Source organism: Streptomyces profundus (assembly GCF_020740535.1).
Classification (GTDB): domain Bacteria; phylum Actinomycetota; class Actinomycetes; order Streptomycetales; family Streptomycetaceae; genus Streptomyces; species Streptomyces profundus.
Window position 1 is genome coordinate 2,308,318 of the sequence record NZ_CP082362.1, and the last position, 24,988, is coordinate 2,333,305.

Annotated in this window: 23 protein-coding genes; 15 read left to right on the plus strand and 8 right to left on the minus strand. The window is 72.6% G+C overall.

Annotated elements, in window-relative coordinates:
• Nucleotides 1-10: 10 nt before the first annotated feature.
• Entirely contained in the window at nt 11-406 is a 396-nt protein-coding gene (locus tag K4G22_RS09985) for a winged helix-turn-helix transcriptional regulator (RefSeq protein ID WP_228079530.1), read from the plus strand.
• On the opposite strand, the gene K4G22_RS09990 is transcribed toward K4G22_RS09985, so the two are convergent.
• Nucleotides 403-1,875 (minus strand): MFS transporter, encoded by a 1,473-nt coding sequence (locus K4G22_RS09990; protein WP_228079531.1) that lies wholly within the window; start codon nt 1,873-1,875, stop codon nt 403-405. The two genes, K4G22_RS09985 and K4G22_RS09990, sit on opposite strands and share 4 nt — an antisense overlap.
• Nucleotides 1,876-2,025: 150 nt before the next feature.
• Between K4G22_RS09990 and K4G22_RS09995 the strand changes: the two genes are divergently transcribed.
• Together K4G22_RS09995 and K4G22_RS10000 are read left to right on the plus strand one after the other, a co-directional pair.
• Entirely contained in the window at nt 2,026-2,895 is an 870-nt protein-coding gene (locus tag K4G22_RS09995; protein ID WP_228084031.1) for a helix-turn-helix domain-containing protein, read from the plus strand.
• Nucleotides 2,892-3,791 (plus strand): DUF2797 domain-containing protein, encoded by a 900-nt coding sequence (locus K4G22_RS10000; RefSeq protein ID WP_228079532.1) that lies wholly within the window; start codon nt 2,892-2,894, stop codon nt 3,789-3,791. The genes K4G22_RS09995 and K4G22_RS10000 overlap by 4 nt, the downstream gene beginning before the upstream one ends.
• Nucleotides 3,792-3,800: 9 nt before the next feature.
• Here K4G22_RS10000 and K4G22_RS10005 read toward each other — a convergent pair whose 3' ends face one another.
• Entirely contained in the window at nt 3,801-4,127 is a 327-nt protein-coding gene (locus K4G22_RS10005) for a plasmid stabilization protein (RefSeq protein ID WP_228079533.1), read from the minus strand.
• 235 nt (nt 4,128-4,362) lie between these two features.
• Here K4G22_RS10005 and K4G22_RS10010 point away from each other — a divergent pair, with 235 nt between their 5' ends.
• The 3 genes from K4G22_RS10010 to K4G22_RS10020 all read left to right on the plus strand — a co-directional run bounded on the left by K4G22_RS10010 (nt 4,363) and on the right by K4G22_RS10020 (nt 7,874).
• A complete protein-coding gene (locus K4G22_RS10010) occupies nt 4,363-4,950 on the plus strand; it encodes a Maf family protein (protein ID WP_228084032.1) in 588 nt (195 codons plus the stop codon).
• A gap of 718 nt (nt 4,951-5,668) precedes the next feature.
• Nucleotides 5,669-7,444, plus strand: coding sequence for an acetyl/propionyl/methylcrotonyl-CoA carboxylase subunit alpha (locus tag K4G22_RS10015; protein WP_228079534.1), 1,776 nt, complete (start codon nt 5,669-5,671; stop codon nt 7,442-7,444).
• Nucleotides 7,445-7,544: 100 nt separating this feature from the next.
• Entirely contained in the window at nt 7,545-7,874 is a 330-nt protein-coding gene (locus tag K4G22_RS10020) for a hypothetical protein (RefSeq protein ID WP_228079535.1), read from the plus strand.
• A 118-nt stretch (nt 7,875-7,992) separates the two neighbouring features.
• On the opposite strand, the gene K4G22_RS10025 is transcribed toward K4G22_RS10020, so the two are convergent.
• On the minus strand, nt 7,993-8,904 hold the full coding sequence (locus K4G22_RS10025) for a DeoR/GlpR family DNA-binding transcription regulator (RefSeq protein WP_265590221.1): 912 nt from the start codon (nt 8,902-8,904) through the stop codon (nt 7,993-7,995).
• Nucleotides 8,905-9,060: 156 nt separating this feature from the next.
• On the minus strand, nt 9,061-10,503 hold the full coding sequence (locus K4G22_RS10030; protein WP_228079537.1) for an NAD(P)H-quinone dehydrogenase: 1,443 nt from the start codon (nt 10,501-10,503) through the stop codon (nt 9,061-9,063).
• Nucleotides 10,504-10,653: 150 nt separating this feature from the next.
• Between K4G22_RS10030 and K4G22_RS10035 the strand changes: the two genes are divergently transcribed.
• From K4G22_RS10035 to K4G22_RS10045, 3 genes are all read left to right on the plus strand, one after another.
• The gene (locus K4G22_RS10035) at nt 10,654-11,100 is read left to right on the plus strand and encodes a gamma-glutamylcyclotransferase family protein (protein ID WP_228079538.1); all 447 of its coding nucleotides are present in this window, start codon (nt 10,654-10,656) and stop codon (nt 11,098-11,100) included.
• A 119-nt stretch (nt 11,101-11,219) separates the two neighbouring features.
• Complete coding sequence (locus tag K4G22_RS10040; RefSeq protein ID WP_228084033.1) at nt 11,220-12,005, plus strand: purine-nucleoside phosphorylase; 786 nt, start codon at nt 11,220-11,222, stop codon at nt 12,003-12,005.
• Between the two features lie 64 nt (nt 12,006-12,069).
• Nucleotides 12,070-13,752 (plus strand): phospho-sugar mutase, encoded by a 1,683-nt coding sequence (locus K4G22_RS10045; RefSeq protein WP_228079539.1) that lies wholly within the window; start codon nt 12,070-12,072, stop codon nt 13,750-13,752.
• A 67-nt stretch (nt 13,753-13,819) separates the two neighbouring features.
• Here K4G22_RS10045 and K4G22_RS10050 read toward each other — a convergent pair whose 3' ends face one another.
• Nucleotides 13,820-14,134: a DUF1330 domain-containing protein gene (locus K4G22_RS10050; protein WP_228079540.1), complete on the minus strand. Its 315-nt coding sequence runs from the start codon at nt 14,132-14,134 to the stop codon at nt 13,820-13,822.
• 76 nt (nt 14,135-14,210) lie between these two features.
• On the opposite strand from K4G22_RS10050, the gene K4G22_RS10055 reads away from it, so the two are divergent.
• Complete coding sequence (locus K4G22_RS10055) at nt 14,211-14,927, plus strand: TetR/AcrR family transcriptional regulator (protein WP_228079541.1); 717 nt, start codon at nt 14,211-14,213, stop codon at nt 14,925-14,927.
• Nucleotides 14,928-15,068: 141 nt separating this feature from the next.
• Here K4G22_RS10055 and K4G22_RS10060 read toward each other — a convergent pair whose 3' ends face one another.
• Complete coding sequence (locus K4G22_RS10060; protein ID WP_425336641.1) at nt 15,069-15,956, minus strand: S1 family peptidase; 888 nt, start codon at nt 15,954-15,956, stop codon at nt 15,069-15,071.
• A 670-nt stretch (nt 15,957-16,626) separates the two neighbouring features.
• Here K4G22_RS10060 and K4G22_RS10065 point away from each other — a divergent pair.
• Nucleotides 16,627-17,001, plus strand: coding sequence for a hypothetical protein (locus K4G22_RS10065; RefSeq protein WP_228079543.1), 375 nt, complete (start codon nt 16,627-16,629; stop codon nt 16,999-17,001).
• Here K4G22_RS10065 and K4G22_RS10070 read toward each other — a convergent pair.
• Entirely contained in the window at nt 16,998-18,281 is a 1,284-nt protein-coding gene (locus tag K4G22_RS10070) for a glycerophosphodiester phosphodiesterase family protein (protein WP_228079544.1), read from the minus strand. The two genes, K4G22_RS10065 and K4G22_RS10070, sit on opposite strands and share 4 nt — an antisense overlap.
• Nucleotides 18,282-18,491: 210 nt before the next feature.
• Here K4G22_RS10070 and K4G22_RS10075 point away from each other — a divergent pair, with 210 nt between their 5' ends.
• The gene (locus K4G22_RS10075) at nt 18,492-19,124 is read left to right on the plus strand and encodes a PH domain-containing protein (RefSeq protein WP_228079545.1); all 633 of its coding nucleotides are present in this window, start codon (nt 18,492-18,494) and stop codon (nt 19,122-19,124) included.
• Between the two features lie 764 nt (nt 19,125-19,888).
• On the opposite strand, the gene K4G22_RS10080 is transcribed toward K4G22_RS10075, so the two are convergent.
• Entirely contained in the window at nt 19,889-21,070 is a 1,182-nt protein-coding gene (locus tag K4G22_RS10080) for a methyltransferase domain-containing protein (protein WP_228079546.1), read from the minus strand.
• Nucleotides 21,071-21,578: 508 nt separating this feature from the next.
• Here K4G22_RS10080 and deoC point away from each other — a divergent pair.
• From deoC to K4G22_RS10095, 3 genes are read left to right on the plus strand one after another with little or no spacing between them, the layout of a single operon-like run.
• Entirely contained in the window at nt 21,579-22,526 is a 948-nt protein-coding gene (gene deoC / locus K4G22_RS10085) for a deoxyribose-phosphate aldolase (RefSeq protein WP_228084034.1), read from the plus strand.
• Between the two features lie 5 nt (nt 22,527-22,531).
• Nucleotides 22,532-23,965 carry an aldehyde dehydrogenase family protein gene (locus K4G22_RS10090; RefSeq protein ID WP_228079547.1) on the plus strand — a complete coding sequence of 478 codons (1,434 nt, stop codon included), beginning with the start codon at nt 22,532-22,534 and terminating at the stop codon, nt 23,963-23,965.
• Complete coding sequence (locus K4G22_RS10095; protein ID WP_228079548.1) at nt 23,958-24,836, plus strand: aldehyde dehydrogenase family protein; 879 nt, start codon at nt 23,958-23,960, stop codon at nt 24,834-24,836. The genes K4G22_RS10090 and K4G22_RS10095 overlap by 8 nt, the downstream gene beginning before the upstream one ends.
• Nucleotides 24,837-24,988: the final 152 nt, after the last annotated feature.

A 24,988-nucleotide genomic window follows, 5' to 3' on the forward strand; every position in this document is an offset into this window, starting at 1 on the left:
AGGCCAGCACGTGACTCACCCAACGGTGCGCCACCAGGCGCACCCTCCGCCGCGCCCCGGGCTGCCGGACGATCCGCTCGCGCGGACGGCGCAGCCGCACCGCGACTGTCCGGTGGAGGTGACGCTGGCGGCGTTGCGCGGGCGCTGGACGACGCTGCTGGTACGGGAGTTGCTCCGGGCCCAGGCGCCGCTCGGCTACAGCGCGCTGGCCGCCGCGCTCCCTGAGCTGTCCGACAAGGTGCTCACCGACCGGCTGCGGCAGCTGGCGGCCTCGGGCGTGGTGCGCCGCGAGCGCCGCGCCGGCTGGCCGCCGACCGTCACCTACCGGCTGACCGAGCGCGGGCGGGCGCTCGGCCCCGTCCTCCAGGCGCTCTGGGACTGGGGCACCGCGCCCGACTCCCGTTAGGCCGCCGCCTTCTCCGCCGTCGGCACCCAGCGCAGGGTGAGCAGCCCCAGCGCGACGTGGAGAAGGCTCGCGGTGGCGGCGACGACCCGCAGGCCGGTGACAAAGGCGTCCCTCGCCTGGTCGATGACGGCGGGGGCGAGAGCGGGCAGGTCGACCGTCTCGCCGAAGGTGCCGGCGAGTTCGGGGCCCTGGAGGCGGAAGACGAGGACGGCCAGCGAGCCGAGCAGCGCGATGCCGAGGGCGTTGCCGATCTCGTTGCTGGTCTCGGCGATCGCGGCGGCGGATCCGGCGCGGTCCGCCGGCACGGCCGCGACGGCGGTCTCGGCGACGACGCTGAACGAGATGCCGTAGCCGACGCCGGCGAGCGCCGTGGAGGCGATGAACCAGCCGACCCCGCCCGACGAGGCGACGGGCAGCAGCAGCGACAGCCCGCCGGCGACGAGGAGATGGCAGCCGACCAGCGCCGCTCTTCTGCCGACCCGCGCGACGAACCGGGGCGTGACGACGCAGGTGACGGTGAGGATCAGCGCCCCGGGAACGGTGAGGAGCGCGGCGCGCGGCACGGAGATCCCCAGCACCGACTGGAGGTAGACGCCCGAGAGATAGGCCGTCGCCGACCACGCGGCGAGCGGCAACAGACCGGTGATGATCGCAATGGTAAAAACCCGGTCGCGGAACAGGCCGAAGTCAATAAGCGGTCGTTCAAGCCGCAGTTGCCGTCGAACAAACCATGTCAGGAGCAGTAGGCCGACGAGTCCGACGGCCACCGTGTCGGCCGCCGCGCCCCGCGCCGCCGTGTGCTTGACCGCGTAGATCGTCAGCAGCAGCCCCACCGCGGAGAGCGCCACGCTCGGGGCGTCGACCCGCCCCGGCCGGGTGGCCGCCACCTCGCGGAGCAGGACCGGGGCCAGCGCCAGGAAGAGGACGACGACCGGAAGGTTGACCAGGAAGACCGACCCCCACCAGAAGTGGCTCAGCAGCTGCCCGCCGACGGCGGGACCGATCGCGAACCCGGCGGCGAAGGCGGCGGCGAAGATCCCGATGGCCTGCGCCCGTTGCCGTGGATCGACGAACAGCTCGCTGAGCACCGCGAGCGCCGAGGGCAACAGCGTCGCCCCCGCCAGGCCCATCAGCGCCCGGAAGGCGATCAGCGCCTCCGGGGTCGAGGCGAACGACGCCCCCAGGGACGCGAGCCCGAACAGGGTCACGCCGATCATCAGCAGTCGCAGCCGGCCATAACGGTCGCCGATGGTGCCGAAGGTGATCAGCAGGGAGCCGACGACGAACCCGTAGATGTCCAGCGTCCACAGCGCCTGGTCGGCGGTCGGCGCCAGGGCCTCGGTGACCTTCGGCATCGCCAGGAACAGCACCGAGCCGTCCATCGCGACCAGCAGCACCGGGCCCAGGATCACCAGCAGGCCGAGCCAGGCGCGCAGGCCGGGACGGTGGGAGACAGCGGTTTCGTTCATGCCCACAAACGATCGGGGGCCGCGCGAAAGGCGACCAGCCCCGCGCCATGGGTACACCCCGCAGGGGTACCCGGGCACGACCGGAACCTCCCTATGCTCGGAACCATGGAGGCCACAGAACAGGCCACAGAACAGGCCACGGAGCGGGCCATGGGGGCGGAGAGCCTCGGGGCGTTCCTCAGAAGCCGTCGCGCCCGGGTCACCCCGGCCGCCGTCGGGCTCCGCACCTATGGCACGGCGCGCCGCGTTCCGGGCCTCAGGCGCGAGGAGCTCGCCCAACTCGCCGGCGTGAGCGCCGGCTACTACACCCGGCTGGAACAGGACCAGGCCAGAACGGCCTCCCGACAGGTCCTCGACGCGCTCGCCCGCACGCTGGGGCTCGACGCGACGGAGAGCGCCCACCTGCACAACCTGGCCCGCCGGCCGGCCGTGCCGCCGCTCGTCCACCACCGGGGCGAGCGGCCACACCCCCGGGTCCTCGCCCTTCTGGCGTCCCTCGACCGGCTGACGCCGGCCGTCGTCCTCGGGCGCCGGGGGGACGTGCTGGCGTGGAACCGCGCCGGACACGCCCTGGTCGCCGAACACATCGGCTTCGATGCGCCCCTGGACCCCGAGCGCAGGCCGTCGATCCCACGGATGTTCTTCCTCGACGCCCACTCCCGCGCACTCCACGCGAACTGGGACGAACTCGCCCGCGTCCACGTGGCCTACCTGCGGTTCACCGCCGGCCGGTACCCGACGGACCGCCGGCTCGCCGAGCTCATCGGTGAACTCGCCATCCGCAGCGACGACTTCGCCCGCCTCTGGGCGAGGGGCGAGGTCGCCGACTGCACCGTGGGCACTATGCGGCTGCGCCATCCGACCGTCGGCCGGGTCGATGTCGACTACCAGGTCTGGCTCCAACCCGACAGCGTCGACCACCGGTTGGAGATCTACACGCCGCATGACGGACCGTCAGCGGACGCGCTGCGCCTGCTCTCCGCCGAACTCCCGCCCACGGAAGCGCGGTCGAGGGCATGAACGACTGGCGTGCGCTCGGCGTGAGTTGGCGCGACGGCTCGGCCCGCTGGGAGTGGGCGGGCCCCGGCGGGGTGTCGCGCACCAGCCCGCTGCCGGTGGGCACCGAGCTGGCCCTCGCCGCCGGCGCCGACCGCCGCTGCGTCGGCGTCTGGCGGTCGGGCCGGCAACTGGCCTGTCCGACCGCCGCGTTGATCGACCCGGCGGCCCGTGGCGCGCGGTGCGCCTCCTGCCAGACGCTGGACCGCCTCCACTCGGTCGCCGCCGACACCAGCCTCGACGACCCGCGCCCGTTCACCGTCTATCTCGCGCACCACGGCACGGTGGTCAAGGTCGGCATCACGGCCGTCGAACGCGGCAGCGCCCGGCTGCTGGAGCAGGGCGCGCTCGCCTCCACCGTCCTGTCCACCGGCCCGCTCCCCGCCGCCCGCCGCTGCGAGCACCTGCTCGGGACGGCCCTCGGCCTGCCCGACCGGGTCACCGCCACCCGCAAGCGGGACGCCAGGGCCCGTCCCGCCGAGCCCGGCGAACGGGCCGCCGCGCTGCTCGCCACCGCCGAACGGGCCCACCGGCTGCCCGGCTGGCCGGAAGGGCAGGCCAGGCGCGACCCCCCGGCCGTCGTCGACCACACCGCCGCCTACCCGCTGCCGGCCGACGGGCTGCGCCCCGCCATGGCCGTGGCGCCGCTCGCCCCCGGGCAGGTGCTCAGGGGAACGGTGCGCTGCCGGATCGGCGGCGATCTCTATCTGGACGCGCCCAACGGGGACTCCGGGCGGTCCGTGCTGCTCGACACCCGGCTGCTCGCCGGCTGGGCGCTGGAGCGGGCCGCTGCCGACGCCCGCTCCAGCGCCGCGCTCACGCCGTTGGAACACCGGGAGGACCAGGCCCCGCTCTTCTGAGCCTGGCCCCTACTCCTCGCCGAGCTCCTTCCGGAGCTGGTCCTTGTTCATCCGGGACCTGCCAGGCAGCTTCCGCCGCTGGGCCTCCGCGTAGAGCTGGTCGTAGGTCGGGCCGCTGGCGCCCCGGTGGGAGCGTTCGCCGCCGCGCCTCGACGGCGCCATGTCGCGCGTCGAGATGCGGCTGGCCGTGCGGCTCTCACCGGTCCTGGCGCGCACCTTGTTGACCGTGCGCGCGGCGATCTCCTCCGCGCGGCGCTCGCTCTCGCCCCGCTTCCTGGCGCTCTTCCTGATGTCCTCGTACTGCCGTTCCCGCTTGGGAGATGAACCACTGGGCATGGTGACCGCCTCCTCGTCGACGCCGTGGGTGAACGTTCCGGGCCCGTCCCGGCTCCCCGCCGGCCGCGCACCGTCGTCCAGCCCTCGCAGCCACCCGACCGGCGAGGGGCTGCCGCCCCGAGTGACCGCTCGCCGGGATCTCAAACAGGCCGCCGGCCGGGGTCCCGGGCGGTGCGGCTAACCTCGGGCCCATGGGTGAGAGCGCGTGAGTGAGAGCGGGGCCGCCACGCGGCGGCTGGTGTTGGCGTCCCAGTCCCCGGCGCGGCTCGGGCTGCTGCGACAGGCCGGGTTGACGCCCGATGTGATCGTCAGCGGGGTGGACGAGGAGGCGCTGATCGCCGACTCACCCGAGGAGTTGGCCGGCCTGCTCGCCGAGGCCAAGGCCCTGGCGGTCGCCGAACGGCCGGCCGCGGCCGGCGCTTTGGTGCTGGGCTGCGACTCCGTGCTGGAGTTGGACGGCGCGGCGCTCGGCAAGCCGGCGGACGCCGAGGAGGCCACCGCCCGCTGGAAGGCGATGCGCGGCCGGGACGGCGTGCTCCGCACCGGGCACTGCCTGATCGACACGGCCGACGGACGCCGCCGCACGGCCGTCGCGTCAACCACCGTCCACTTCGGCGATCCCTCGGACGCGGAGATCGCCGCCTATGTCGCCAGCGGCGAACCGCTGCACGTCGCCGGCGCCTTCACCCTGGACGGGCGGTCCGCCCCGTTTGTCGACGGCGTCACCGGCGACCCCGGCACCGTCATCGGCCTCTCCCTGCCGCTGCTGCGGAAGCTGCTCGCCGGAGTCGGCGTCGCCATCACCGACCTGTGGACGCCTTGACGCCGCGCCCAGGCCCTCGGCAGGGTGGAGCACCAGGCAGAGCACCAACAGGCCGAAGACCACCATCACCACGGCGAAGGCCCACCAGCCGACCAGCCCGACGGACAGCGCGCCCAGGGCCAGTTGGAGCGCGGCGGCACCGCCGAGCGCCGCCCGCCCGAACCGTCCCGGCGCCACGTCCCGCACCGCCATCCAGGTCAACAGCCCGCCCACCCACCACAGGAACACGGCCAGCGCCGCGCCCGCCGCCCAGGCGGCCACACTGAGCGTGGTGGCCGGCACTCCGGCGATCGACATCTGCTGACGGTCGACCGCCAGCCCGAGCACCCCGTGCAGCAGCCCGAGGGCCGCTGCCCAACCGATGACCACTGCGGCGGTGAGCGCCGTCACGCTTCGTCTGCCTCGGTTCACGGCGCGCACGCTACTGCCGGGTAACGGGTCGGACAAGGCTTCTCGCAGCCGCAAAGAATTCCATGAACCATTGTGCGATCCCCACAACAACCGCCGCCGCGAGGCGCTGACCTCGGTGACCTCGCTCCCTCGGGAGCGCCGGTCAAGTGATCACCGTCAACAGGGCGCGTACCTTGGTATCGCAAGGCCGCAAGCGCTCAAAAGCGCTGCCTCCCACGCCAGGTGTGGGCGAGGTCACCCCTGTGGGCGACTCGTTGCGAGGTGTCGCCAGTGCCTAAAATCGCTATGTTCCAAGGAGGGAGCCATCGTGCGTAAGGTGCTCATCGCCAACCGTGGCGAAATCGCCGTGCGGGTAGCCCGGGCCTGCCGGGACGCCGGCATCGCCAGCGTGGCCGTCTACGCCGAGCCGGACCGGGACGCCCTGCATGTGCGGGCCACCGACGAGGCGTTCGCCCTGGGCGGCGACACACCGGCCAGCAGCTATCTGGACTTCGACAAGGTGCTCAACGCCGCGTCCGTCGCGGGGGCGGACGCGGTTCACCCGGGCTACGGATTCCTGTCCGAGAACGCCGACTTCGCCCAGGCCGTGCTCGACGCCGGCCTGACCTGGATCGGCCCGTCGCCCGACGCCATCCGCTCGCTCGGCGACAAGGTGGCCGCCCGACACATCGCACAGCGCGCCGGCGCACCCCTGGTCGCCGGCACCAAGGACCCCGTCGCCGGCTCCGACGAGGTCGTCGCCTTCGCCCGCGAACACGGGCTCCCCGTGGCCATCAAGGCGGCCTTCGGCGGCGGCGGTCGCGGCCTGAAGGTCGCCCGCACGCTGGAGGAGATCCCCGAGCTGTTCGACTCGGCGGTCCGCGAGGCGACCGTCTCCTTCGGCCGCGGCGAGTGCTTCGTCGAGCGCTACCTCGACCGCCCGCGCCACGTCGAGACGCAGTGCCTGGCCGACACCCACGGCAACGTGGTCGTGGTCTCCACCCGCGACTGCTCCCTCCAGCGGCGCCACCAGAAGCTGGTGGAGGAGGCCCCCGCGCCCTATCTGACGGACGCGCAGAACGCCGAGCTCTACGCCGCGTCCAAGGCGATCCTCCGCGAGGCCGGCTATGTCGGCGCGGGCACCTGCGAGTTCCTCGTCGGCCAGGACGGCACCATCTCCTTCCTTGAGGTCAACACCCGCCTCCAGGTGGAACATCCGGTGACGGAGGAGATCACCGGGCTCGACCTGGTGCGCGAGCAGCTGCGGATCGCCGAGGGCGAGGCCCTCGGCTACGACGACCCGCCGCTGCGCGGCCACTCCATCGAGTTCCGGATCAACGGCGAGGACCCGGGCCGCAACTTCCTGCCGGCGCCCGGCACGGTCACCACGTTCACGCCGCCACTCGGCCCCGGCGTGCGGGTCGACACCGGCGTCGAGTCGGGATCGGTCATCGGCCCCGCCTGGGACTCCATGCTCGCCAAGCTCATCGTCACGGGCTCCGACCGGCGGCAGGCCCTTCAGCGGGCGTCCCGCGCGCTGGCGGAGTTCCAGGTCGAGGGCATGGCCACCGTGCTGCCCTTCCACCGCGACGTGGTCACCGACCCGGCGTTCGCCCCCGAGGTGAACGGCCGCGTCGGGGAGCCGTTCGCCGTCCACACGCGGTGGATCGAGACCGAGTACGGCAACAGCCTGCCCGCCTTCGACTCGGTGCCGAGCGAGGCCGAGGAGAGCGGCATCAGGGAGACGGTCGTCGTCGAGGTCGCCGGCAAGCGGCTGGAGGTCTCGCTGCCCGCCACGCTGGCGATGCCGCTGGCCCGCGCGGCCGTCGCCGGCGGCGCGCGGCCGGCGCGCCGCAAGGCCGGCAAGCGGGCGGCGGCGGCGCCGACCGGCGACGCGCTGCCGTCGCCGATGCAGGGCACGGTGGTCAAGGTCGCGGTGGAGGAGGGCCAGCGCGTCGAGGAGGGCGAGCTGGTCATCGTCCTGGAGGCGATGAAGATGGAGCAGCCGATCAACGCCCACCGCGCCGGCACCGTCGGCGCCCTCAAGGCCGAGGTCGGCGCCTCCCTCTCCGCGGGCGCGGTCATCTGCGAGATCAAGGACTGATCCCCCGGCCCCGGCCGCCGGTCCGTACCCGCCACGCGACGGACCGCCGGCCGCGCCGGCTTTCCCTGCCGGCCGAGTCGGCGCGTGGGTGCGCGGACCAGTGGGAGGAACCATCGCCGAGGCGACCGAGGGGACCGAGGCGACAGGCGCGACCGGGGCGGAGCCCCGGCCGGATGGCACCGTGCCGGGGGTCGGCGAGGTGCTGCTGGTGACGGTCACCAGCCACCAGCCGTGGGGGATCACGGCGCGGGTGCGCGGTTACGAGCACCTCGGCGCGTCGTTGGACGTCATCCGTCGGGGGCACGAGCCGGGCGTGCGCCGGCTGGCGCGGGCGCTGCCCGCCGTGGGCAGCACGCTCGAGCTGACCGTCGGCAGGGTGCACCACCGGGACAGGGCGCCCCGGGTCTGGCTGGACCTCACCGCCCCGTGACCCGGCCGAACCTGCCGAACCCAGCCGGCACTTCCCCGCCCTCGCCTCGGCCCGGCGGGCCGGGGCGAGGGCGGGCGGCCACGGCCACGCGGCCGTGGAGCTGCCCGCGGCCGTGGAGCTACCGGCGGCGCGGCGCCAGGTCCGAGACCCGCTGGCCCATCGGCGGGGTGCCGGAGAGGCCCGGATGCCCCGTCGCCCTCGGCGCCGGCAGGGACAGATCGCGGCGGACCGCGTCGCCCCGGTCGGCCGGCTGCTTGACGTTCGGCGCCGGCGGCGCGCCGACCACCGAGATCCGCACCCCCTGGTCGGCGAGAGCCTCCAGCTCGGCTCCCGCCTTCTCCGCGTCCGGCGGCGGCTGGTCGGTGATCAGCTGGGTGATCAGGTCGGTTGGCACGGTCTGGAACGCCGTGTCGGCGCCCAGCTTGGTGTGGTCGGCCAGCACCACCACTTCGGCCGCCGCGCGCAGCAGCGCCCGGTCGACGCTGGCGGCGAGCATGTTGGACGTGGACAGGCCACGGTCCGCGGTCAGCCCGGAGCCGGACAGGAAGGCGCGGCTGACCCGCAGGCCCAGCAGCGACTGCTCGGCACCGCTGCCGACCAGCGCGTAGTTGGAGCCCCGCAGGGTGCCGCCGGTCATCACCACCTCCACGCGGTTGGCGTGCGCCAACGCCTGGGCGACCAGCAGCGAGTTGGTGACCACCGTGAGCCCGGGGACCCGGGCCAGCCGGCGGGCCAGCTCCTGCGTGGTGGTGCCGGCGCCGACCACGATGGCCTCGCCCTCCCGCACCAGCGAGGCCGCGTGCTCCGCGATGGCGGTCTTCTCCGCCGTCGCGGCCATGGCCCGCTGGGGAAATCCGGATTCCCGGGTGAAGCCACCCGGGAGGACCGCGCCTCCATGTCTGCGGTCCAGCAGTCCTTCTGCCTCCAGGGCGCGGACATCGCGCCGGACGGTCACTTCTGAGGTCTGGACGACGCGGGCCAGCTCGCGGAGCGACACGGCTCCGTTGGCGCGCACCATTTCGAGAATCATCTGACGACGTTCTGCAGCGAACACGGAACCGACAGTAACCCCAACGACCATCTGCTTTCAGCAGGTTGCGAGGATCTATCGAAGTTGTCTATACGCACGCCCCAGGCGTGCTATGCGCCGGGGGCGCATCCCAGTGCTTCCAGCGCCGTCCTGTGCCTACTGTTCTTCCAGCCCTTTTCGGGTATGCAACTGGCGTGCCGCCTCCGCGATCGAACCCGACAACGAGGGGTAAACGGTGAACGTTTTTGCGATCTGTTCCACCGTCAAACTGTTGTCCACGGCAATCGCTATCGGGTGAATCAACTCACTGGCCCGAGGCGAGACCACCACGCCGCCGACCACAATGCCCGTACCAGGACGGGCGAACAGCTTCACAAAGCCGTCCCGGACGCCCTGCATCTTGGCGCGCGGGTTCCGCAACAGGGGCAGCTTCACCACCCGGGCGTCGATTCGCCCCGCGTCCACGTCCTGCTGGCTGTAGCCGACGGTGGCGATCTCCGGGTCGGTGAAGATGTTCGCCGAGACCGTCTTCAGATCGAGCGGCGCCACCGCGTCCCCGAGGAAGTGGTACATCGCGATCCGCCCCTGCATCGCCGCCACCGAGGCCAGCGCGAAGACGCCGGTGCAGTCGCCGGCCGCGTAGACGCCGGACGCCGTGGTGCGGGACACCTTGTCCGTGTGGATATGGCCGGACTCGGTGAGCTTGACCCCGGCCTCCTCAAGACCCATGTCGGCCGTGTTGGGCACCGCCCCCACCGCCATCAGACAGTGCGTGCCCGAGACCGTCCGGCCGTCCGAGAGGGTGATCTCCACCCGGTCCCCGACCCGCTTGGCGGCGGCGGCCCGCGACCGGGAGAGCACGTTCATCCCCCGCCGCCGGAACACGTCCTCCAGGACGGCCGCCGCGTCCGGGTCCTCCCCGGGGAGCACCCTCTCCCGCGAGGAGACCAGCGTCACCCGGGAGCCCAGCGCCTGGTAGGCGCCGGCGAACTCGGCGCCCGTGACCCCCGAGCCGACCACGACCAGCTCCGCCGGCAGCTCCCCGAGGTCGTAGACCTGCGTCCAGTTGAGGATGCGCTCGCCGTCGGGGCGGGCGTCCGGGATCTCCCTGGGATGGCCGCCGGTGGTGACCAGCACCGCGTCCGCGACCAGCTCCCGCTCGGCGCCGCGCTCGTCCGTCACCGCGACCTTCCTGGTGCCGTCCGTGTCCTGCCCCGGCAGCAGCCGCCCGCGCCCGCGCAGCACGGTGACGCCGGCCCGCTTCACCGAGGCGGTGATGTCGTGGGACTGGGCCAGCGCCAGCCGCTTCACCCGCCGGTTGACCACGCCGAGATCCACGCCGATGCCACGCACCTCGTCCCCGACGCCGTCCCCGTCGTGGTCGATCTCGATGCCCAGCTCCACATGCGAGGAGTCGAAGCCGGTCATCACCTCGGCCGTCGCGATCAGGGTCTTGGACGGAACGCAGTCCGTGAGCACCGAGGCGCCGCCCAGGCCGTCCCGGTCGACGACGGTCACCTCCGCGCCCAGCTGCGCCGCCACCAGCGCCGCCTCGTACCCGCCTGGTCCGCCACCAATGATCACGATTCGAGTCACCATTCCAGTGTCCCGCACGACTCGTCCCCTTCCGCCCCCGACCCCCTGAGGCGCTCCCGGAGCCGCTTCCCCGGCGCCGCCGTCACTCGCGGGAGCGGTCTTCCGCCCCGAACCAGGGGGTGTCGGCGTGCCTCTCCCGTACGCTCTAGGGCCATGTCCCTCTACGCCGCGTACGCCGGAAACCTCGACCCCCGGCTGATGGCCCGGCGCGCACCGCACTCCCCGCTGCGCGGCACCGGCTGGATCTCCGGCTGGCGCCTCACCTTCGGCGGGGAGGAGATGGGTTGGGAGGGCGCCCTGGCCACCCTGGCCGAGGCCGGCGTCCCCCCGGCGCCCGACGTGTTCGTCGCCCTCTACGACATCGCGCCCATGGACGAGGAGCGGCTCGACCGCTGGGAGGGCGTCGGCCTGGACATCTACCGCAGGATGCGGGTCCGGGTCGACACCCTGGACGGCCAGGTCGGCGCGTGGGCGTATGTGCTCAACGGCTACGAGGGCGGGCTGCCGTCGGCCCGGTACCTGGGCGAGATCGCCGACGCCGCCGAGTCGGCGGGGGCACCGCACGACTATGTGATGGAAATCCGCAAACGCCCCTGTTGAGACGGGCCCCGGCCCACCCGCCGAACGCCGTCCGATGGCTGGTACCCGATCCCAGGCGCGCATTCCGTCTACGCGCGTAGGGACATTGCGGTTAGGCTCATCTTGTGAACGCATCTGACATGGCCCGCTCGGGCGACGCCGCAGCCGCTCGCCTACGCGAGTTGACCGGTGTGAACAGCCATGACGTCGCACTGGTCATGGGGTCCGGCTGGGCCCCCGCCACCGAGCGTCTCGGGACACCGACCCGGGAGCTGGACGTCACCGAACTTCCCGGTTTCCCGCCGCCGGCCGCCGAGGGGCACGCGGGCAAGATCCGCTCCTACCAGGTGGGCGACAAACGCGCGTTGGTCTTCGTCGGCCGCACCCACTTCTACGAGGGGCTCGGCGTCGGCGCGGTCACCCATGGCGTGCGCACGGCGGTCGCCGCCGGGTGCAAGACGGTGGTGCTCACCAACAGCTGCGGCGGTCTACGCGAGGGGATGCAGGTCGGCCAGCCGATACTGATCAGCGACCACATCAATCTGACCGCGACCTCACCGATCGTGGGCGCGAACTTCGTTGATCTGACCGATCTTTACTCGCCACGCTTGCGAGCCCTCTGTCAGGAGATCGACCCCAGCCTCGAAGAGGGCGTCTATGTGCAGTTCCCTGGGCCGCACTACGAGACGCCGGCCGAGATCCGGATGGTGCGCGCCATCGGCGGCGACCTGGTCGGCATGTCCACGGTGCTGGAGGCCATCGCGGCCCGCGAGGCGGGCGCCGAGGTGCTCGGCATCTCCCTGGTCACCAACCTCGCGGCGGGGATCACCGGGGCCCCGCTGAACCACGAGGAGGTCCTCAGGGCCGGCCAGGACTCGGCCGCCCGGATGGGCGACCTCCTCGCCCAGGTGCTGATCAAGTCCTGACGCGTCCCTCGGCGGGAAGCGCACAAGAGGCAACGCGGACGATCCGAGCGGCGGGAGTGGGAACGTGGCGGGCGACACAGGCGGCGACAGGGACGAGCTGATCGCGCGGGCCAGGCGCTGGCTCGCCGAGGATCCGGACCCGGACACCCGCGCCGAGCTGGCCGCGCTGCTGGACGCGGACGACCCCTCGGCGCTCGCCGAACGGTTCGCCGGCACGCTCCAGTTCGGCACCGCCGGGCTGCGCGGCGAGATGGGCGCGGGCCCGACGCGGATGAACCGCGCCGTGGTGATCCGCGCCGCCGCCGGGCTCGCCGCCTATCTCAGGGGCCGCTCCCCCGGTCTGGTCGTCGTCGGCTACGACGCGCGGCACAACAGCGAACGCTTCGCCCGGGACAGCGCCGCCGTGTTCACCGGCGCCGGGCTGCGTGCCGTGCTGCTGCCCAGGCCGCTGCCCACCCCCGTGCTGGCCTTCGCCATCAGGGAGTTGGGCGCGGTGGCCGGCGTCGCCGTGACGGCGAGCCACAACCCGCCCCGGGACAACGGCTACAAGGTGTACCTCGGCGACGGCAGCCAGATCGTGCCGCCCGCCGACGCGGAGATCGCCGCCCAGATCGCCGCCGTCGGCGCGCTGGCCGAGGTGCCGAGGCCGGCGGACGGCTGGGAGGTGCTGGACGAGGGAATCGTCGCCGCCTATCTCGACCGCACCGGCGCCGCCCTCACCGAGGGCGCACCGCGCACGCTGGGCACGGTGTACACGCCGCTGCACGGTGTGGGCCAGTCGGTGCTCACCGAGGCGTTCACCAGGAACGGTTTCGCCGCCCCCGTCGAGGTGCCCCAACAGTCGGCGCCCGACCCGGACTTCCCCACCGTCGCCTTCCCCAACCCGGAGGAGCCGGGCGCCATGGATCTGGCGCTCGACCTGGCCCGCGCCACCCCCGGCACGGACCTGGTGCTGGCCAACGACCCGGACGCGGACCGCTGCGCCGTCGGCGTCCGGGACGCGGCGGCCGACGGCGGCTGGCGGATGCTGCGCGGCGACGAGGTGGGCGCGCTGCTGGCCAGCCATCTGGTGCGGCGGGGCCGCCGAGGCACGTTCGCCACCTCGATCGTCTCGTCGTCGCTGGTCGGTCGCATCGCGGCGGACGCCGGGCTGCCCTACGCGGAGACGCTGACCGGCTTCAAGTGGCTCGCCCGGGTGCCCGAGTTGGGCTACGCCTTCGAGGAGGCGCTCGGCTACTGCGTGGACCCGGCCGGCGTGCGCGACAAGGACGGCATCACGGCCGCCCTGCTGATCGCCGAGCTGGCCGCCGAACTCCGCGCCGAGGGCCGGGCGTTGACGGATCTGCTGGCCGATCTCGCGGTGCGGCACGGGCTGCACGCCACGGACCAGCTCTCCGTCCGGGTGGCCGACCTCTCGCTGATCGCCGACGCGCTGGCCCGGCTGCGGGCCACCCCGCCCACCGCGCTGGCCGGGCTCGCGGTGGCCACGGCCGAGGACCTCGCCGAGGGCAGCGCCGAGCTGCCGCCGACGGACGGGCTGCGTTACCACCTGACCGGCGAGGGGGAGGTGGCGGCGGCCCGGGTGATCGTCCGCCCCTCCGGCACCGAGCCCAAGATCAAGTGCTATCTGGAGGTCGTGGTCCCGACGGCCGACCGAGCCGCCCTGCCCACCGCCCACGCCATCGCGTCCCGCACCCTGGACGCCCTGAAGAAGGACCTGGCGGCTCAGGCCGGCCTCCCGGCCTGAGCGGGCCAGAACGGCGCGCGGCACACGCCGAGCCGCCCCCGCCGCCCCCCGCCCCAGGCCGTCGTTCTCAGGCCGGCAGGGAGAAGCCCTCGGGTGGGGAGCCTTCGGCGAAGAGCATGCGGACGTGGGTCGCGTCCTCGCGCAGCTCCCTGGCGTGCCGGTATTCGGGGGATTCGTACCACCCGCGGATCCGGTCCAGGTCGGGGAACTCGATGACCAGCAGGCGGGCGAAGTCCCAGGCGCCCTCGACCGGTTCGGGCGTGGGGCCGGCGACCAGGTAACGGCCCCCGTGAGCGAGGACGGACGGCTGGGCCACGGCGGCGTAGGCGAGCGCGGCCTCCTCGTCGAGGACATCGACTCCGACGATGACATAGGCGGGCATGAGTCAGCGCTCCCTTTGGACACGGCGTGTACTAATGACACGCCGAAGAATAACGCACCCGGGTAACCTGCCCCATGTGAGCAGGGACGAGAGCGAGCCCGTGGTGCCGAGCCGCCGGGAGCGGCTACGCGCGGAGACCAGCCGGGAGATCAAGGCCATCGCGCTGCGGCAGTTGGCCGACGGGGGGCCAGGGGCGATCTCGTTGCGCGGCATCGCCCGCGAGATGCGGATGACGCCACGCGCGATCTACAGCTACTTCCCCACCCGGGACGATCTGATCACCGCGCTGATCAGCGGCATCGCCGACTCGCTCGCCGAGGCGCTGACGGGCGCCGGCCGCGCCGTGCCGGCGAGCGACCCCGCGGGCAGGCTGATGGCCTGGGGCGGGGCCCTGCGGGAGTGGGCGTTGGCGCATCCGGAGAGCTTCCGACTCTTCTACGGGCATCCCGTCCCCGGCTACCAGCCGCCCGAGGACGGCCCTGTGGAGATGACGGCCCGCCGGGTCTGCCGCGATCTGACCGGCCTGGTGGCCGCCGCCTGGCCCAAGGCGCGACACCTTCAGCCCGAGGACACCGACTGGTCCGATCTGCACCCGGACTACGTCGCCAAGATCCGGGCCGACCTCCCGGAGGTGCCCCCCGCCGCGGCGGCGCTCGCGCTGCGCGTCTGGGGGCGGATGCACGGGCTGGTGGCCCTGGAGATCGACGGTCATATCCACCCCGTCGCGGCCAACCCGGCGGCGCTGCACCGCGCCGAGATGCTTGACCTGGTCAGGTCGTTGGGCCTTACCTAGAGGCGCTGTCCCGGGTGCCCTCCGGGACGGACGCCGAGTCCCCGCCCGGTGCGAACGGGCGGGGACTCGGCCAACCCGGTCAGGGTGCCGGGTCAGTGGCCGTGCGGGTCAACGGCCGTGCGGGTCAAGGCGCCTGCCGGATCAGGGCAGCGTCACGCCGGAGACGGTCGCCGCCTCCGTGACGCGCTGGTAGAAGGTCGTGCCGCCGACGGAGCAGTTGCCGCTGCCGCCGGAGGTCAGACCGTAGCCGACGCTGCCGCCCCACAGCGGGCCGCCGCTGTCGCCGGGCTCGGCGCAGACGTTGGTCCTGATCATGTCGTACACGACCTCGCCGCCGCCGTAGTCCACGGTGTAGCCGAGCCCCGTGACGCTGCCGCAGTGCACGCCGGTGGTGCTGCCGCTACGGCAGACCGACGTACCGACCACGGGGTCGGCGAACGAGGTGATGGTGCCGCCGCCGAGCACCGTGCCGGGCACGGAGGCCGGCTGCGGGTCGTACTGCACCAGGCCGAAGTCGTCACCGGGGAAGTACGAGCTGACGGTGAAGCCGATCTGGCTGACCCCGTCGCTCCACAGCGGGTACGGCGGCGTGGGGCCGTAGGGGTCATCGGTACAGTGGCCGGCCGTCAGGAAGTAGAACGTGCTGCCCGAGCGGACGTTGAAGCCGAGGGAGCACCGCCAACCGAGGTCGGCGTAGATGGCGTCACCGCCCTGGAGGTACTGCTCGAACACGCCGGGGGTGTGCTCGATGTCGAGCGCGCCGGACAGTGCCCCCGCACTCTCCTCGATCGCCGCGACCTCCGCCGGGGTGACGGACTCGTCGACGAGGACGTGCACCGTGCCCGACGCCTCGTCCACGGCCCAGGCGGTGCCGCCCACGTCGGCGGTGTCGACGGCCTGGGCCACGGTGGCGAGTTGGGTCGCGCTGAACGTCTGGACGGAGTCGGCCTGGGCTGCCCCCGGCACCGCGAGTGCGGAGACGGCGATCAGGCCGGTTGCTACGGCAAGTGCCCTGAGCCCACGGGCCATTCGGCCACGGGGGGTGGTGCGCTTCGAACTCACTTGCTGCCTCCAAAGGGATTCATGGATCCGGTGGATGAGCTGACCGTGAGGTGCCTGTAGCGTGCGGGACATACGCGTAAAAGTCATGCCCACGACAATCGCTGCACAGAATCTTCCCATCGCGACGCGCGGTGACAAGAACGGGAACTGGCCACTTGGCCCGGGTTCGCGAGCGGCGTCGGAAGGCGTCGGCTGAGCGGCGTCGGCGCCGCCGCTCTGGGGCTCGTCCGCCTCGTCGAACCGGCCGCCGGTCCGCCCCCGAGGCGGCGAGCCGACGTCGCGGGGCAGGCGAGAACGGCCTGGCCGGCCCGCGCGTCGCCCCCTTCGTCCCCGCCTCGTCCCCGCCTCGTCCGCGCCTCGTCCGCGCCGGTACGACCGCCCGGGGGCGGGGGTCCGCCTCCTGGCCACGGGGGCCGAACCCCCTTGGGGACGTAGGGGCGTGGCCGACCTCCGTCAACGGCATGTCCCCGACCGGCGGAAGACGGGAACCGCGCTGCTGACCCCGGGTGCGGGAGGCGCGCCCGCCGGCCCCCTCGGTGGCCTACGGCCCCTCCTGGCGTCGGGTGGCGCGATCGCTCCCCCCTGAAGCGCCGCCCGGCGGGCGGCCGTTGTCAGACCCTCGTCCTAGGCTGCCGTCATGAGTGTTTCCCTCTACTACCGCGCCACCAGGGCCACTCCGCCCACCCCGGCGGAGGCGGCCGAGGTCGAGCGGGTGCTGGCCGCGCGCGAGGTGTCCTTCCCCCATGCCGACGAGGAGTCCCTCTTCCTCTACGACAGCCGGCGGCGCGCCCAGGAGGAGATACTCGCCGGAGCCACCAAGCTGCCGAGCGATCCCCACCGGCAACCACAGGTGATCGCCCATGTCCTCGCCTCCCTCACCCAACTGCGCCGCGCCCTCCCCGACTCCGGCTGGCATGTGCACATGGACGACCTCGACATCCCCTGGGAAGAGCCCCACGGCTACACCCTCCCGGGCATAGCCGACCCGCCACAGCGCCGTCTCGATCCCTAGGCCACGGCGGGGACGATGTAGGAGAAGACGTCCTCGATCACATGGCGCTCGTTGTAGTACTGGATGGTGTCGCCGAGCGTGTTGTTGAGGATCGCCGTGTCCAGGCCCGCGTGGTAGTCGGTCGGGCCGTTGGTGCCCCGGCCGATATGCACGCGCAACAGGCTGCCCGGCTGGATCCGGTAGCCGTCCTCGATGCGCACCTGGACGTTGCCGGCCTGGTCGCGCAGGTAGTGACCGCCGACATCGATGGCGCGGTCCGTGGTGTTGCGCAGCGCGACATACTCGGAGGCGTCCTCCCGCATGTCGTCGCCCGAGGGGTTGGGGTAGACGTGGTCGACCACCACGCCGGCGGCCCTGGGCAGCGGGTCACGGCCGGCGCGGACGCGCAGCGCGGTGTCGGTGAGGTTGGTGACCAGGTAGTCATAACCCTGGTCGAGCGCCATCTCGATCTGCTCGGGGCTGTCCACGGGGTCGCTGTAGACGAGCAGCCCGGCCTCCCGAGCCCGCTGGATGTCCCCGGCGTGGGTCTGCCTGGGGTCGGCGAAGACACCGACGGTCCAGTCGGCCAGCTCGGCGAGCTCCGCGTCCTCCAACATCGTCCCACCGGTGAGATAGGCGATCGGCACCTCGGGCAGCGCTTCGCTGAACTCGCGCAGCGCCTCCTGGTCCCGAGAGTGCACCATGATCCGGAAGGCGCCGTCGCGCGTCCTGGAACCGTCGTCCAGGCCGTACTCGTCGAGCAGCTCGGCCAGCCTGGTCGCCACCCCCGGGCTCTTCGCCGGCGCCTTCAACTCGAAGGTGAACGCCGCGCGGCCCCGGTTGAGCCGAAGGATCTCCTCGACGGTCGGCACCCGCTCGCCCGCGTACCGCGCGCGATGCCAGGAGCCGGCGTCCAACTGCCTGATCTCCTCCAGGGTGAACGCGCCCACGTCCTCGCCCGCCCGGTCGGGAAAGACCTCCGCGACATCGGTGGTCCGCGCCAGCGTGTCGTCGTGCAGCAGTATCAGCTCCCCGTCGGCCGTCAACTGGACGTCGCCCTCCAGGACTTCGGCGCCCTGCGCCAGCGCCTCGCGGTAGGCGGCGGCGGTCTCCTCGGGCGCGTGCCGGGGCGCGCCCCGGTGCGAGACCACCGGCACATCCCGGTGGTGCCCGCCACCGCCCCGGGCCTCGGGGGCCGCTTCGACGGTGGCGGGCGCCGGGCCGGCCTCGGTGCCGGCCAACGCGGTCAGGGCGACGGCCAGCGCCGCCGTCAGGGGGATCACCAGGGGACGTACGCGCATGGGTAACGCACCTCGATCGTCTCGGTGTTCGGTTCCTTGGGTTCCTGTGGCTTCGCAGACGCTACGAAACATCCGAGTACGGCCGGCGAACGTGACACAAAGCGCGATCGTCCAGTCGGCGGGCCGATCACCACGGGGTCGACGGGAACAAAGGGAACTATGGGGTAACGGTTGTCCGAAGCGGAGCGATGGTCCGGCAGAATCGTGTTTATGACGAGTGAGCCCGAGAAGTACGCCGACCGCATCTACCGCTCCGGTTCGGCGCTGGCCGCCGGCGTGCTGCTGCTCGGCCTGGTGGGCTGGCTCGCCGGCGACGCCCTGCTGCGCGGCGACGGCCGCACGCCGGTGACCGCCCTCGCCACGCTGTTCTTCGTGGCGCCCCTGGTGATCGCCTTCACCCTGCGCCCCGCGGTCTTCGCCTCCGACGAACGCCTTCGCGTGCGCAACCCCTTCCGCACCATCACCGCACCCTGGGGCACGGTGGAGAGCATCCGGGCCAGCTACTCGACGGAGCTGCTGGCCGGCGGCGCGAAGTACCAGCTGTGGGCGATCCCGGTCTCGCTGCGCGCCCGCTCCAAGGCCAACCGACGCAACGAACAGGCCGCCTCCGGCCGCACCCCGCGCTCCTTCCTCGGCCTGGGCGGCAACATCGGCGGCCCCGAGCCGGACGGAGACCGCGCGGCCCCCGGCGACATGGCGGTAGCCGAACTGCGCGAGCTCTCCGAACGCCATGGCGAGACGGAGGCCGCGAGCGGCGAGGTCACGATCCGCTGGAGCTACGAGATCCTCGCGCCACTGGGCCTCGGCGCGGTCGGCCTCCTGATCCTCTGGCTGACGTCCTGACCGGTTTCGACGACCTCTGCGGCAACCGCCGCCGACGACGAGGGCCGCCCCCCCTCCCCGGGAGGCCGCCTGTCGCCGTACCGGCACAAGCGAGCAGAGACCCCACCCCGGACAAGACCCCAGCTCACGCTCCTCTCGGCGCGTACGGGGAGGGTCTCCTGTCGTCACGATGCCGCACCCCCGCAGGGCCCTCGTCTCCACGGGGGAAGGGCGCGCGCGGCCAGGCCGGTGGTCGGGGTGCGGCTACGACGTCCGGCCTACGTGGCGCGTGGCCGCGCGGCTGCGAGTGGTGGCGAATGCCGCCGGGGCGGCTCCTGCGAGGTGGCGGGAGGCTCCCGGGCGGCCCGGCTCGCTGGCGCATAGGGGATCTGGTCTGACTACCGTGCCCCCCGGGCGCGCGGACCGGGACCCTCTGGGGACGACCGCCCGGCGGGGGTACGCGCGGCGCGCACCCGGCTCCGCCGGGCCTGCCGGCGGCGCCCACGCCCGTCTCGCCCGCTCGCCCTCGTTGGACGGCCCGCCGTGTGCGGGGATCCTGATGGCCGTGGGAACACCCGGACATGGGTGGCGGCTGTGGGGTCGGGCTCAACGTCGCGTTGGTCATCGGGGGCGCTGAGCCCGAAGGCATCCATTCGTCTTTTGAGGAAGATCGCCAAGGGGATGCACAGTGACGTCGAGGTCTGACTCTCCGTGGCGAAAGTCCTCCTTCGGCGGAACCCAGGGCGGGGCCTGGCTATCCGCTGGTCCGTGATGAACACGAGGTGTTACCCCCCGGACGCGTGTGGATGGTCCCCGGGGAGGAGCCGGTCGGGGGTGTCCAGCCAGAGCCGTGCCGTGCCGCCCGGTTGGTGGTCGATCCCGAACCGGTCCATGCCCGGGGCGCCCTCGCGCCGCCACCAGTGCCAGGCCGCGCCAACCTCATCCCAGAGGCGGCGCGCGCCGGCCTGCCGCACCGTCATCGTCCCGCTCGTGGCCACCTCCACCAGCGCCGTGCTGTCGCCGTCCTCCGCGTACAGCCACAGTTGGGCGTGCACGCCAGGTTCGTCGTCCGCCGTGTCCCAGGCGTGCCACACTCCGGCCGTCAGCAGACCCACCGCGAACTGGGCCTCGTAGTCCTCGCCGGCCACCGACCACGGAGACAGGCTGGTCGTCTCGGCGGGCACACGCGACAGGTCGGGCTCGGCCACCGCGGCATCGGAGGCGTGGCCCACGCGGCGCATCGGCATGTACGACCCGCCAGCGGCCCAGCGGCCCCGCAACGTCCCATCCGCGTCCAGGTCGGCGACCAGGGTGCCGTAGGCGCACCATGCGCTGTTCCACGGTGCGACGATCCGCCCGCCCGCTGCCAGTTGCCCCAGCCACTCCGTGGGTACGTCCCGCACCGAGCAGGTGGCGATGATCCGGTCATACGAGGCGCCCGCCGCCCAGCCCCTCGCGCCATCCCCCCGAACCACCAGAGGGCTCCGCCCCACAGCCTCCAACGACGCGCGGGCCCGTTCCACCAGGTCCCCGTCCAGCTCGACACTGACGACCTGGGCGTCACCCAGGTACGCGGACAGCAGCCCGGCGTGCCAACCCGTGCCCGTGCCGATCTCCAGCACCCTCCCCCCGGTCCTGACATCCGCCAACTCCAGCATGGCGATCACTGTGCCAGGCGCCGACGCCGACGACATCGGCCGCACCTCACCGCCCAGCCCGGCCTCGACCCGCACCACCACCGGAACATCCCCCCAGGCAGCCTCCTGCCACCGGGCAGGCTCCAACTCCCGTTCACAGACCTGGTAACCGCCCCGCCCGTCCCGTAGCCACACCCGCGACGGCAGGAACTGATCGCGGGGCACGGTACGCATCGCGGTCAGCCACTCCGGGGGCACGGGTCGACCCAGATGAGCGACGACCTGGCCGATGAGTCGCTCCTGCGGCGATGTGCCGGTGGTCGGGGTCACGACTCGCCCTCGGGCTGGTCGGCCGTATCGTCTCGCTGCGGCGGCGGGTCCTCGGGGAGCGGCGGGGGGACCGGCCGCCCCGGCTGGTGTCCATCGTCTCCGATCGGCGATCGGTGTTTCCGCTCCGGCACCCGCATTGTTCAGTCTCCCCGCACCTCGGTGTCCCTCGCCTCACGCACCGTAAGCGCATGCGGGGGGGCGCGTGAAAGGGCGCGCGTCCCCCGGCTCGACGCGATCGGCCCACGTTCACGTTGCTACGGGCACCCCCCAGGCGGGTCGGCAGGCCGCTGTGGGCCTTCATTCCCTTCGAGCCCTGGTGGGTCCCGTTTGCCCTTCAGGCCATTACCGCTCGCTTCCACCGTTCACCATGGGTAGCGCGTACCAGCCGGTCGTGGCCGGCCACGGCGCACAAGGCCCCCACCGGCCGGGGGTCCTGCCGAGCCTCCGGCAGGAATCCCTTGGGGGGATGACAGGCCACTACGCGCGTAGATATGCTCATCTGGTGACCATGCCATCCACCGCAACGGCGCTGGCGGACGTGACCGCGTCCGATGCCGCGCTGCGCCGCTTTCTGCACGGACTTCCCGGAGTCGACGCGGTGGGCCTTGAGGCCCGTGCCGCCGCTCTGGGGACACGTTCGATCAAGACAACGGCCAAGGCCCACGCCATCGATCTGGCCATCTCCATGATCGATCTGACCACGCTTGAGGGTGCCGACACACCCGGCAAGGTGCGCGCGCTCTGCGCCAAGGGCACCGCGCCCGATCCCACCGACCCGAGCACCCCACGGGTCGCGGCGATCTGCGTCTACTCGGATCTGGTCGCCGTCGCCAAGGACGCCCTGGCCGGCAGCGGTATCGCGGTGGCCTCGGTGGCCACCGCCTTCCCCGCCGGCCGGGCGGCCCGTTCGGTCAAGCTGGCCGACACCGCCGAGGCGGTGGCCGCCGGCGCGGACGAGGTCGACATGGTGATCGACCGGGGCGCGTTCCTGTCCGGCCGCTATCTCTCCGTCTTCGAGGAGATCGTCGCGGTCCGCGAGGCGTGTGGCGACGCGCATCTCAAAGTGATCCTGGAGAACGGCGAGTTGGTCACCTATGACAACATCCGCCGGGCCTCGTGGCTGGCGATGCTGGCCGGGGCCGACTTCATCAAGACCTCGACGGGCAAGGTCGGGGTGAACGCGACGCCGGCCAACACCCTGTTGATGCTCCAGGCCGTGCGGGACTTCCGGGCCGCCACGGGTCGGCAGATCGGGGTGAAGCCGGCGGGCGGCATCCGGACCACCAAGGACGCCGTGAAGTTCCTGGTGTTGGTGAACGAGACCGCCGGAGCGGACTGGTTGGATCCGGCCTGGTTCCGGTTCGGCGCCTCCAGCCTGCTGAACGATTTGCTGATGCAGCGTCAGAAGCTCAGTACCGGACGGTACTCGGGCCCCGACTACGTGACGGTGGACTGAGGAGCATGACGACCTTCACTTACGCGCCGGCCCCCGAGTCCAGGGCGATCGTGGACATCGCGCCGTCCCATGGCCTCTTCATCGACGGGGAGTTCAGGCCGGCGGCCGACGAGGCGGTCTTCAAGACGGTCTCCCCCGCCAGCGAGGAGGTGCTCTCCGAGGTGGCCCAGGCGGGCGCCGAGGACGTGGACGCCGCGGTGCGGGCCGCCAGGAAGGCGTTCCCCGGCTGGTCGGGGCTACCCGGGGCGGAGCGCGCCAAGTACCTGTTCCGTATCGCCCGGTTGATCCAGGAGCGCTCGCGCGAGTTGGCCGTGTTGGAGTCGTTGGACAACGGCAAGCCGATCCGCGAGTCACGGGACGTCGATCTGCCGTTGGTGGCCGCGCACTTCTTCTACTACGCCGGCTGGGCCGACAAGTTGCCGTACGCCGGATTTGGTCCCGGGCCCCGCCCGTTGGGGGTGGCCGGGCAGGTGATCCCGTGGAACTTCCCGCTGTTGATGCTGGCGTGGAAGGTGGCGCCCGCGCTGGCCACCGGCAACACCGTGGTGCTCAAGCCGGCCGAGACCACGCCGCTGACCGCGCTGCTGTTCGCCCGGATCTGCCAGCAGGCCGGGCTGCCGCGCGGGGTGGTCAACATCCTGACCGGGGACGGCTCCTCGGGTGCCGCACTGGTGGCGCACCCGGGCGTGGACAAGGTGGCGTTCACCGGTTCGACGGAGGTGGGCAAGGCCATCGCCCGCACCGTGGCCGGGAGCGACAAGCGGCTCACGCTTGAGCTCGGCGGCAAGGCCGCCAATATCGTCTTCGAGGACGCGGCGCTCGACCAGGCGGTCGAGGGCATCGTCCAGGGCATCTTCTTCAACCAGGGGCATGTGTGCTGCGCCGGTTCGCGGCTGCTGGTACAGGAGTCCGTCGCCGACGAGGTGTTGGCCGCGCTCAAGGCGCGGATGAGCACGCTGCGGGTGGGCGACCCGTTGGACAAGAACACCGACGTCGGAGCCATCAACTCGGCCGAACAGCTGGCGCGGATCAGGGAGTTGGCGGACGCCGGGGCGGCCGAGGGCGCGGAGCGCTGGTCGCCGGAGTGTGAACTGCCCTCCCAGGGCTACTGGTTCGCGCCGACCGTGTTCACCGGCGTGACCCAGGCGCATCGGATCGCTCGGGAGGAGATCTTCGGCCCGGTGCTCTCGGTGCTGACGTTCCGTACCCCGCAGGAGGCGGTGGAGAAGGCGAACAACACGCCGTACGGGCTCTCCGCCGGCATCTGGACGGAGAAGGGTTCGCGCATCCTGTGGATGGCCAACCGGCTGCGCGCGGGCGTGATCTGGTCCAACACGTTCAACAAGTTCGATCCGACCTCGCCGTTCGGCGGCTATCAGGAGTCGGGTTACGGCCGCGAGGGTGGCCGTCACGGTCTGGGGGCCTACCTTGATGTCTGAGTCGCAGCCGGGTCTCAAGCTGCCGGTTCTCAAGACCTACAAGCTGTTTGTCGGGGGCGCGTTCCCCCGGTCCGAGAGCGGGCGGGTGTACGAGGTGACCGACGCCAAGGGCCAGTGGTTGGCCAACGCCCCGCTGGCCTCGCGGAAGGACGCCAGGGACGCGGTGGTCGCCGCGCGCAAGGCGTTCCCGCGCTGGTCGGGGGCGACGGCCTACAACCGGGGCCAGGTGCTCTACCGGATCGCGGAGATGGTGCAGGGCCGCAGGGAGCAGTTCCGCGCCGAGGTGGCGCTGGGCGAGGGCCTGTCGAAGTCGAAGGCCGCCACGGCCGTGGACGCGGCGATCGACCGGCTGGTCTGGTACGCCGGCTGGTCGGACAAGGTGGCCCAGATCGCGGGCGGCGCCAACCCGGTGGCCGGCCCCTTCTTCAACCTGTCGACGCCCGAACCGACGGGCGTGGTCGCGGTGTTGGCGCCGCAGGACTCCTCGCTGCTCGGCCTGGTCTCGGTGCTGGCACCGGTGCTGACCACGGGCAGCGTGGCCGTCGTCGTCGCCTCGGAGCGCGCGCCGCTGCCGGCGCTGTCGTTCGCCGAGGCGCTGGCCACCTCGGATGTGCCCGGCGGGGTGGTCAATGTGCTCAGTGGGCGGACCGCCGAGCTGGGCCGCCCCCTGGCCGCGCACCAGGATGTCAACGCCATCGATCTGACGGGCGCGGACGCGGAGTTGGCGACGGAGCTGGAGGTGCTGGCGGCGGAGAACCTCAAGCGGGTGCGCCGCCCGGACCCGTCGGAGGACTTCGCGGCCGATCCCGGCACCGGCCGGCTGTTGGGCTTCCTGGAGACCAAGACGGTCTGGCACCCCACCGGAGTCTGAGCGGGTCGAACAACGCGCACGCCGAACGGCACGCGCGTCGAACAACGCGCACGCCGAACAACGCGCACGCCGAACAGCACGCGCGCCGAACGGCACGCGCATCGAACAACGCGCACGGAGGAAACGCGGCGGGGGCGCGGGGGCTGGCCAGA

Coding starts and splice junctions, on each gene's coding strand:
- K4G22_RS09990 (WP_228079531.1), bottom strand. CDS start 1,875: ATGAACGAAACCGCTGTCTCCCACCGTCCCGGCCTGCGCGCCTGGCTC.
- K4G22_RS10040 (WP_228084033.1), top strand. CDS start 11,220: ATGGCCCGCTCGGGCGACGCCGCAGCCGCTCGCCTACGCGAGTTGACC.
- K4G22_RS10070 (WP_228079544.1), bottom strand. CDS start 18,281: ATGCGCGTACGTCCCCTGGTGATCCCCCTGACGGCGGCGCTGGCCGTC.
- K4G22_RS10030 (WP_228079537.1), bottom strand. CDS start 10,503: ATGGTGACTCGAATCGTGATCATTGGTGGCGGACCAGGCGGGTACGAG.
- K4G22_RS10000 (WP_228079532.1), top strand. CDS start 2,892: ATGAACGACTGGCGTGCGCTCGGCGTGAGTTGGCGCGACGGCTCGGCC.
- deoC (WP_228084034.1), top strand. CDS start 21,579: ATGCCATCCACCGCAACGGCGCTGGCGGACGTGACCGCGTCCGATGCC.
- K4G22_RS09995 (WP_228084031.1), top strand. CDS start 2,026: ATGGGGGCGGAGAGCCTCGGGGCGTTCCTCAGAAGCCGTCGCGCCCGG.
- K4G22_RS10095 (WP_228079548.1), top strand. CDS start 23,958: ATGTCTGAGTCGCAGCCGGGTCTCAAGCTGCCGGTTCTCAAGACCTAC.
- K4G22_RS10065 (WP_228079543.1), top strand. CDS start 16,627: ATGAGTGTTTCCCTCTACTACCGCGCCACCAGGGCCACTCCGCCCACC.
- K4G22_RS10005 (WP_228079533.1), bottom strand. CDS start 4,127: ATGCCCAGTGGTTCATCTCCCAAGCGGGAACGGCAGTACGAGGACATC.
- K4G22_RS10050 (WP_228079540.1), bottom strand. CDS start 14,134: ATGCCCGCCTATGTCATCGTCGGAGTCGATGTCCTCGACGAGGAGGCC.
- K4G22_RS10060 (WP_425336641.1), bottom strand. CDS start 15,956: ATGGCCCGTGGGCTCAGGGCACTTGCCGTAGCAACCGGCCTGATCGCC.
- K4G22_RS10025 (WP_265590221.1), bottom strand. CDS start 8,904: ATGATTCTCGAAATGGTGCGCGCCAACGGAGCCGTGTCGCTCCGCGAG.
- K4G22_RS10075 (WP_228079545.1), top strand. CDS start 18,492: ATGACGAGTGAGCCCGAGAAGTACGCCGACCGCATCTACCGCTCCGGT.
- K4G22_RS10090 (WP_228079547.1), top strand. CDS start 22,532: ATGACGACCTTCACTTACGCGCCGGCCCCCGAGTCCAGGGCGATCGTG.
- K4G22_RS10035 (WP_228079538.1), top strand. CDS start 10,654: ATGTCCCTCTACGCCGCGTACGCCGGAAACCTCGACCCCCGGCTGATG.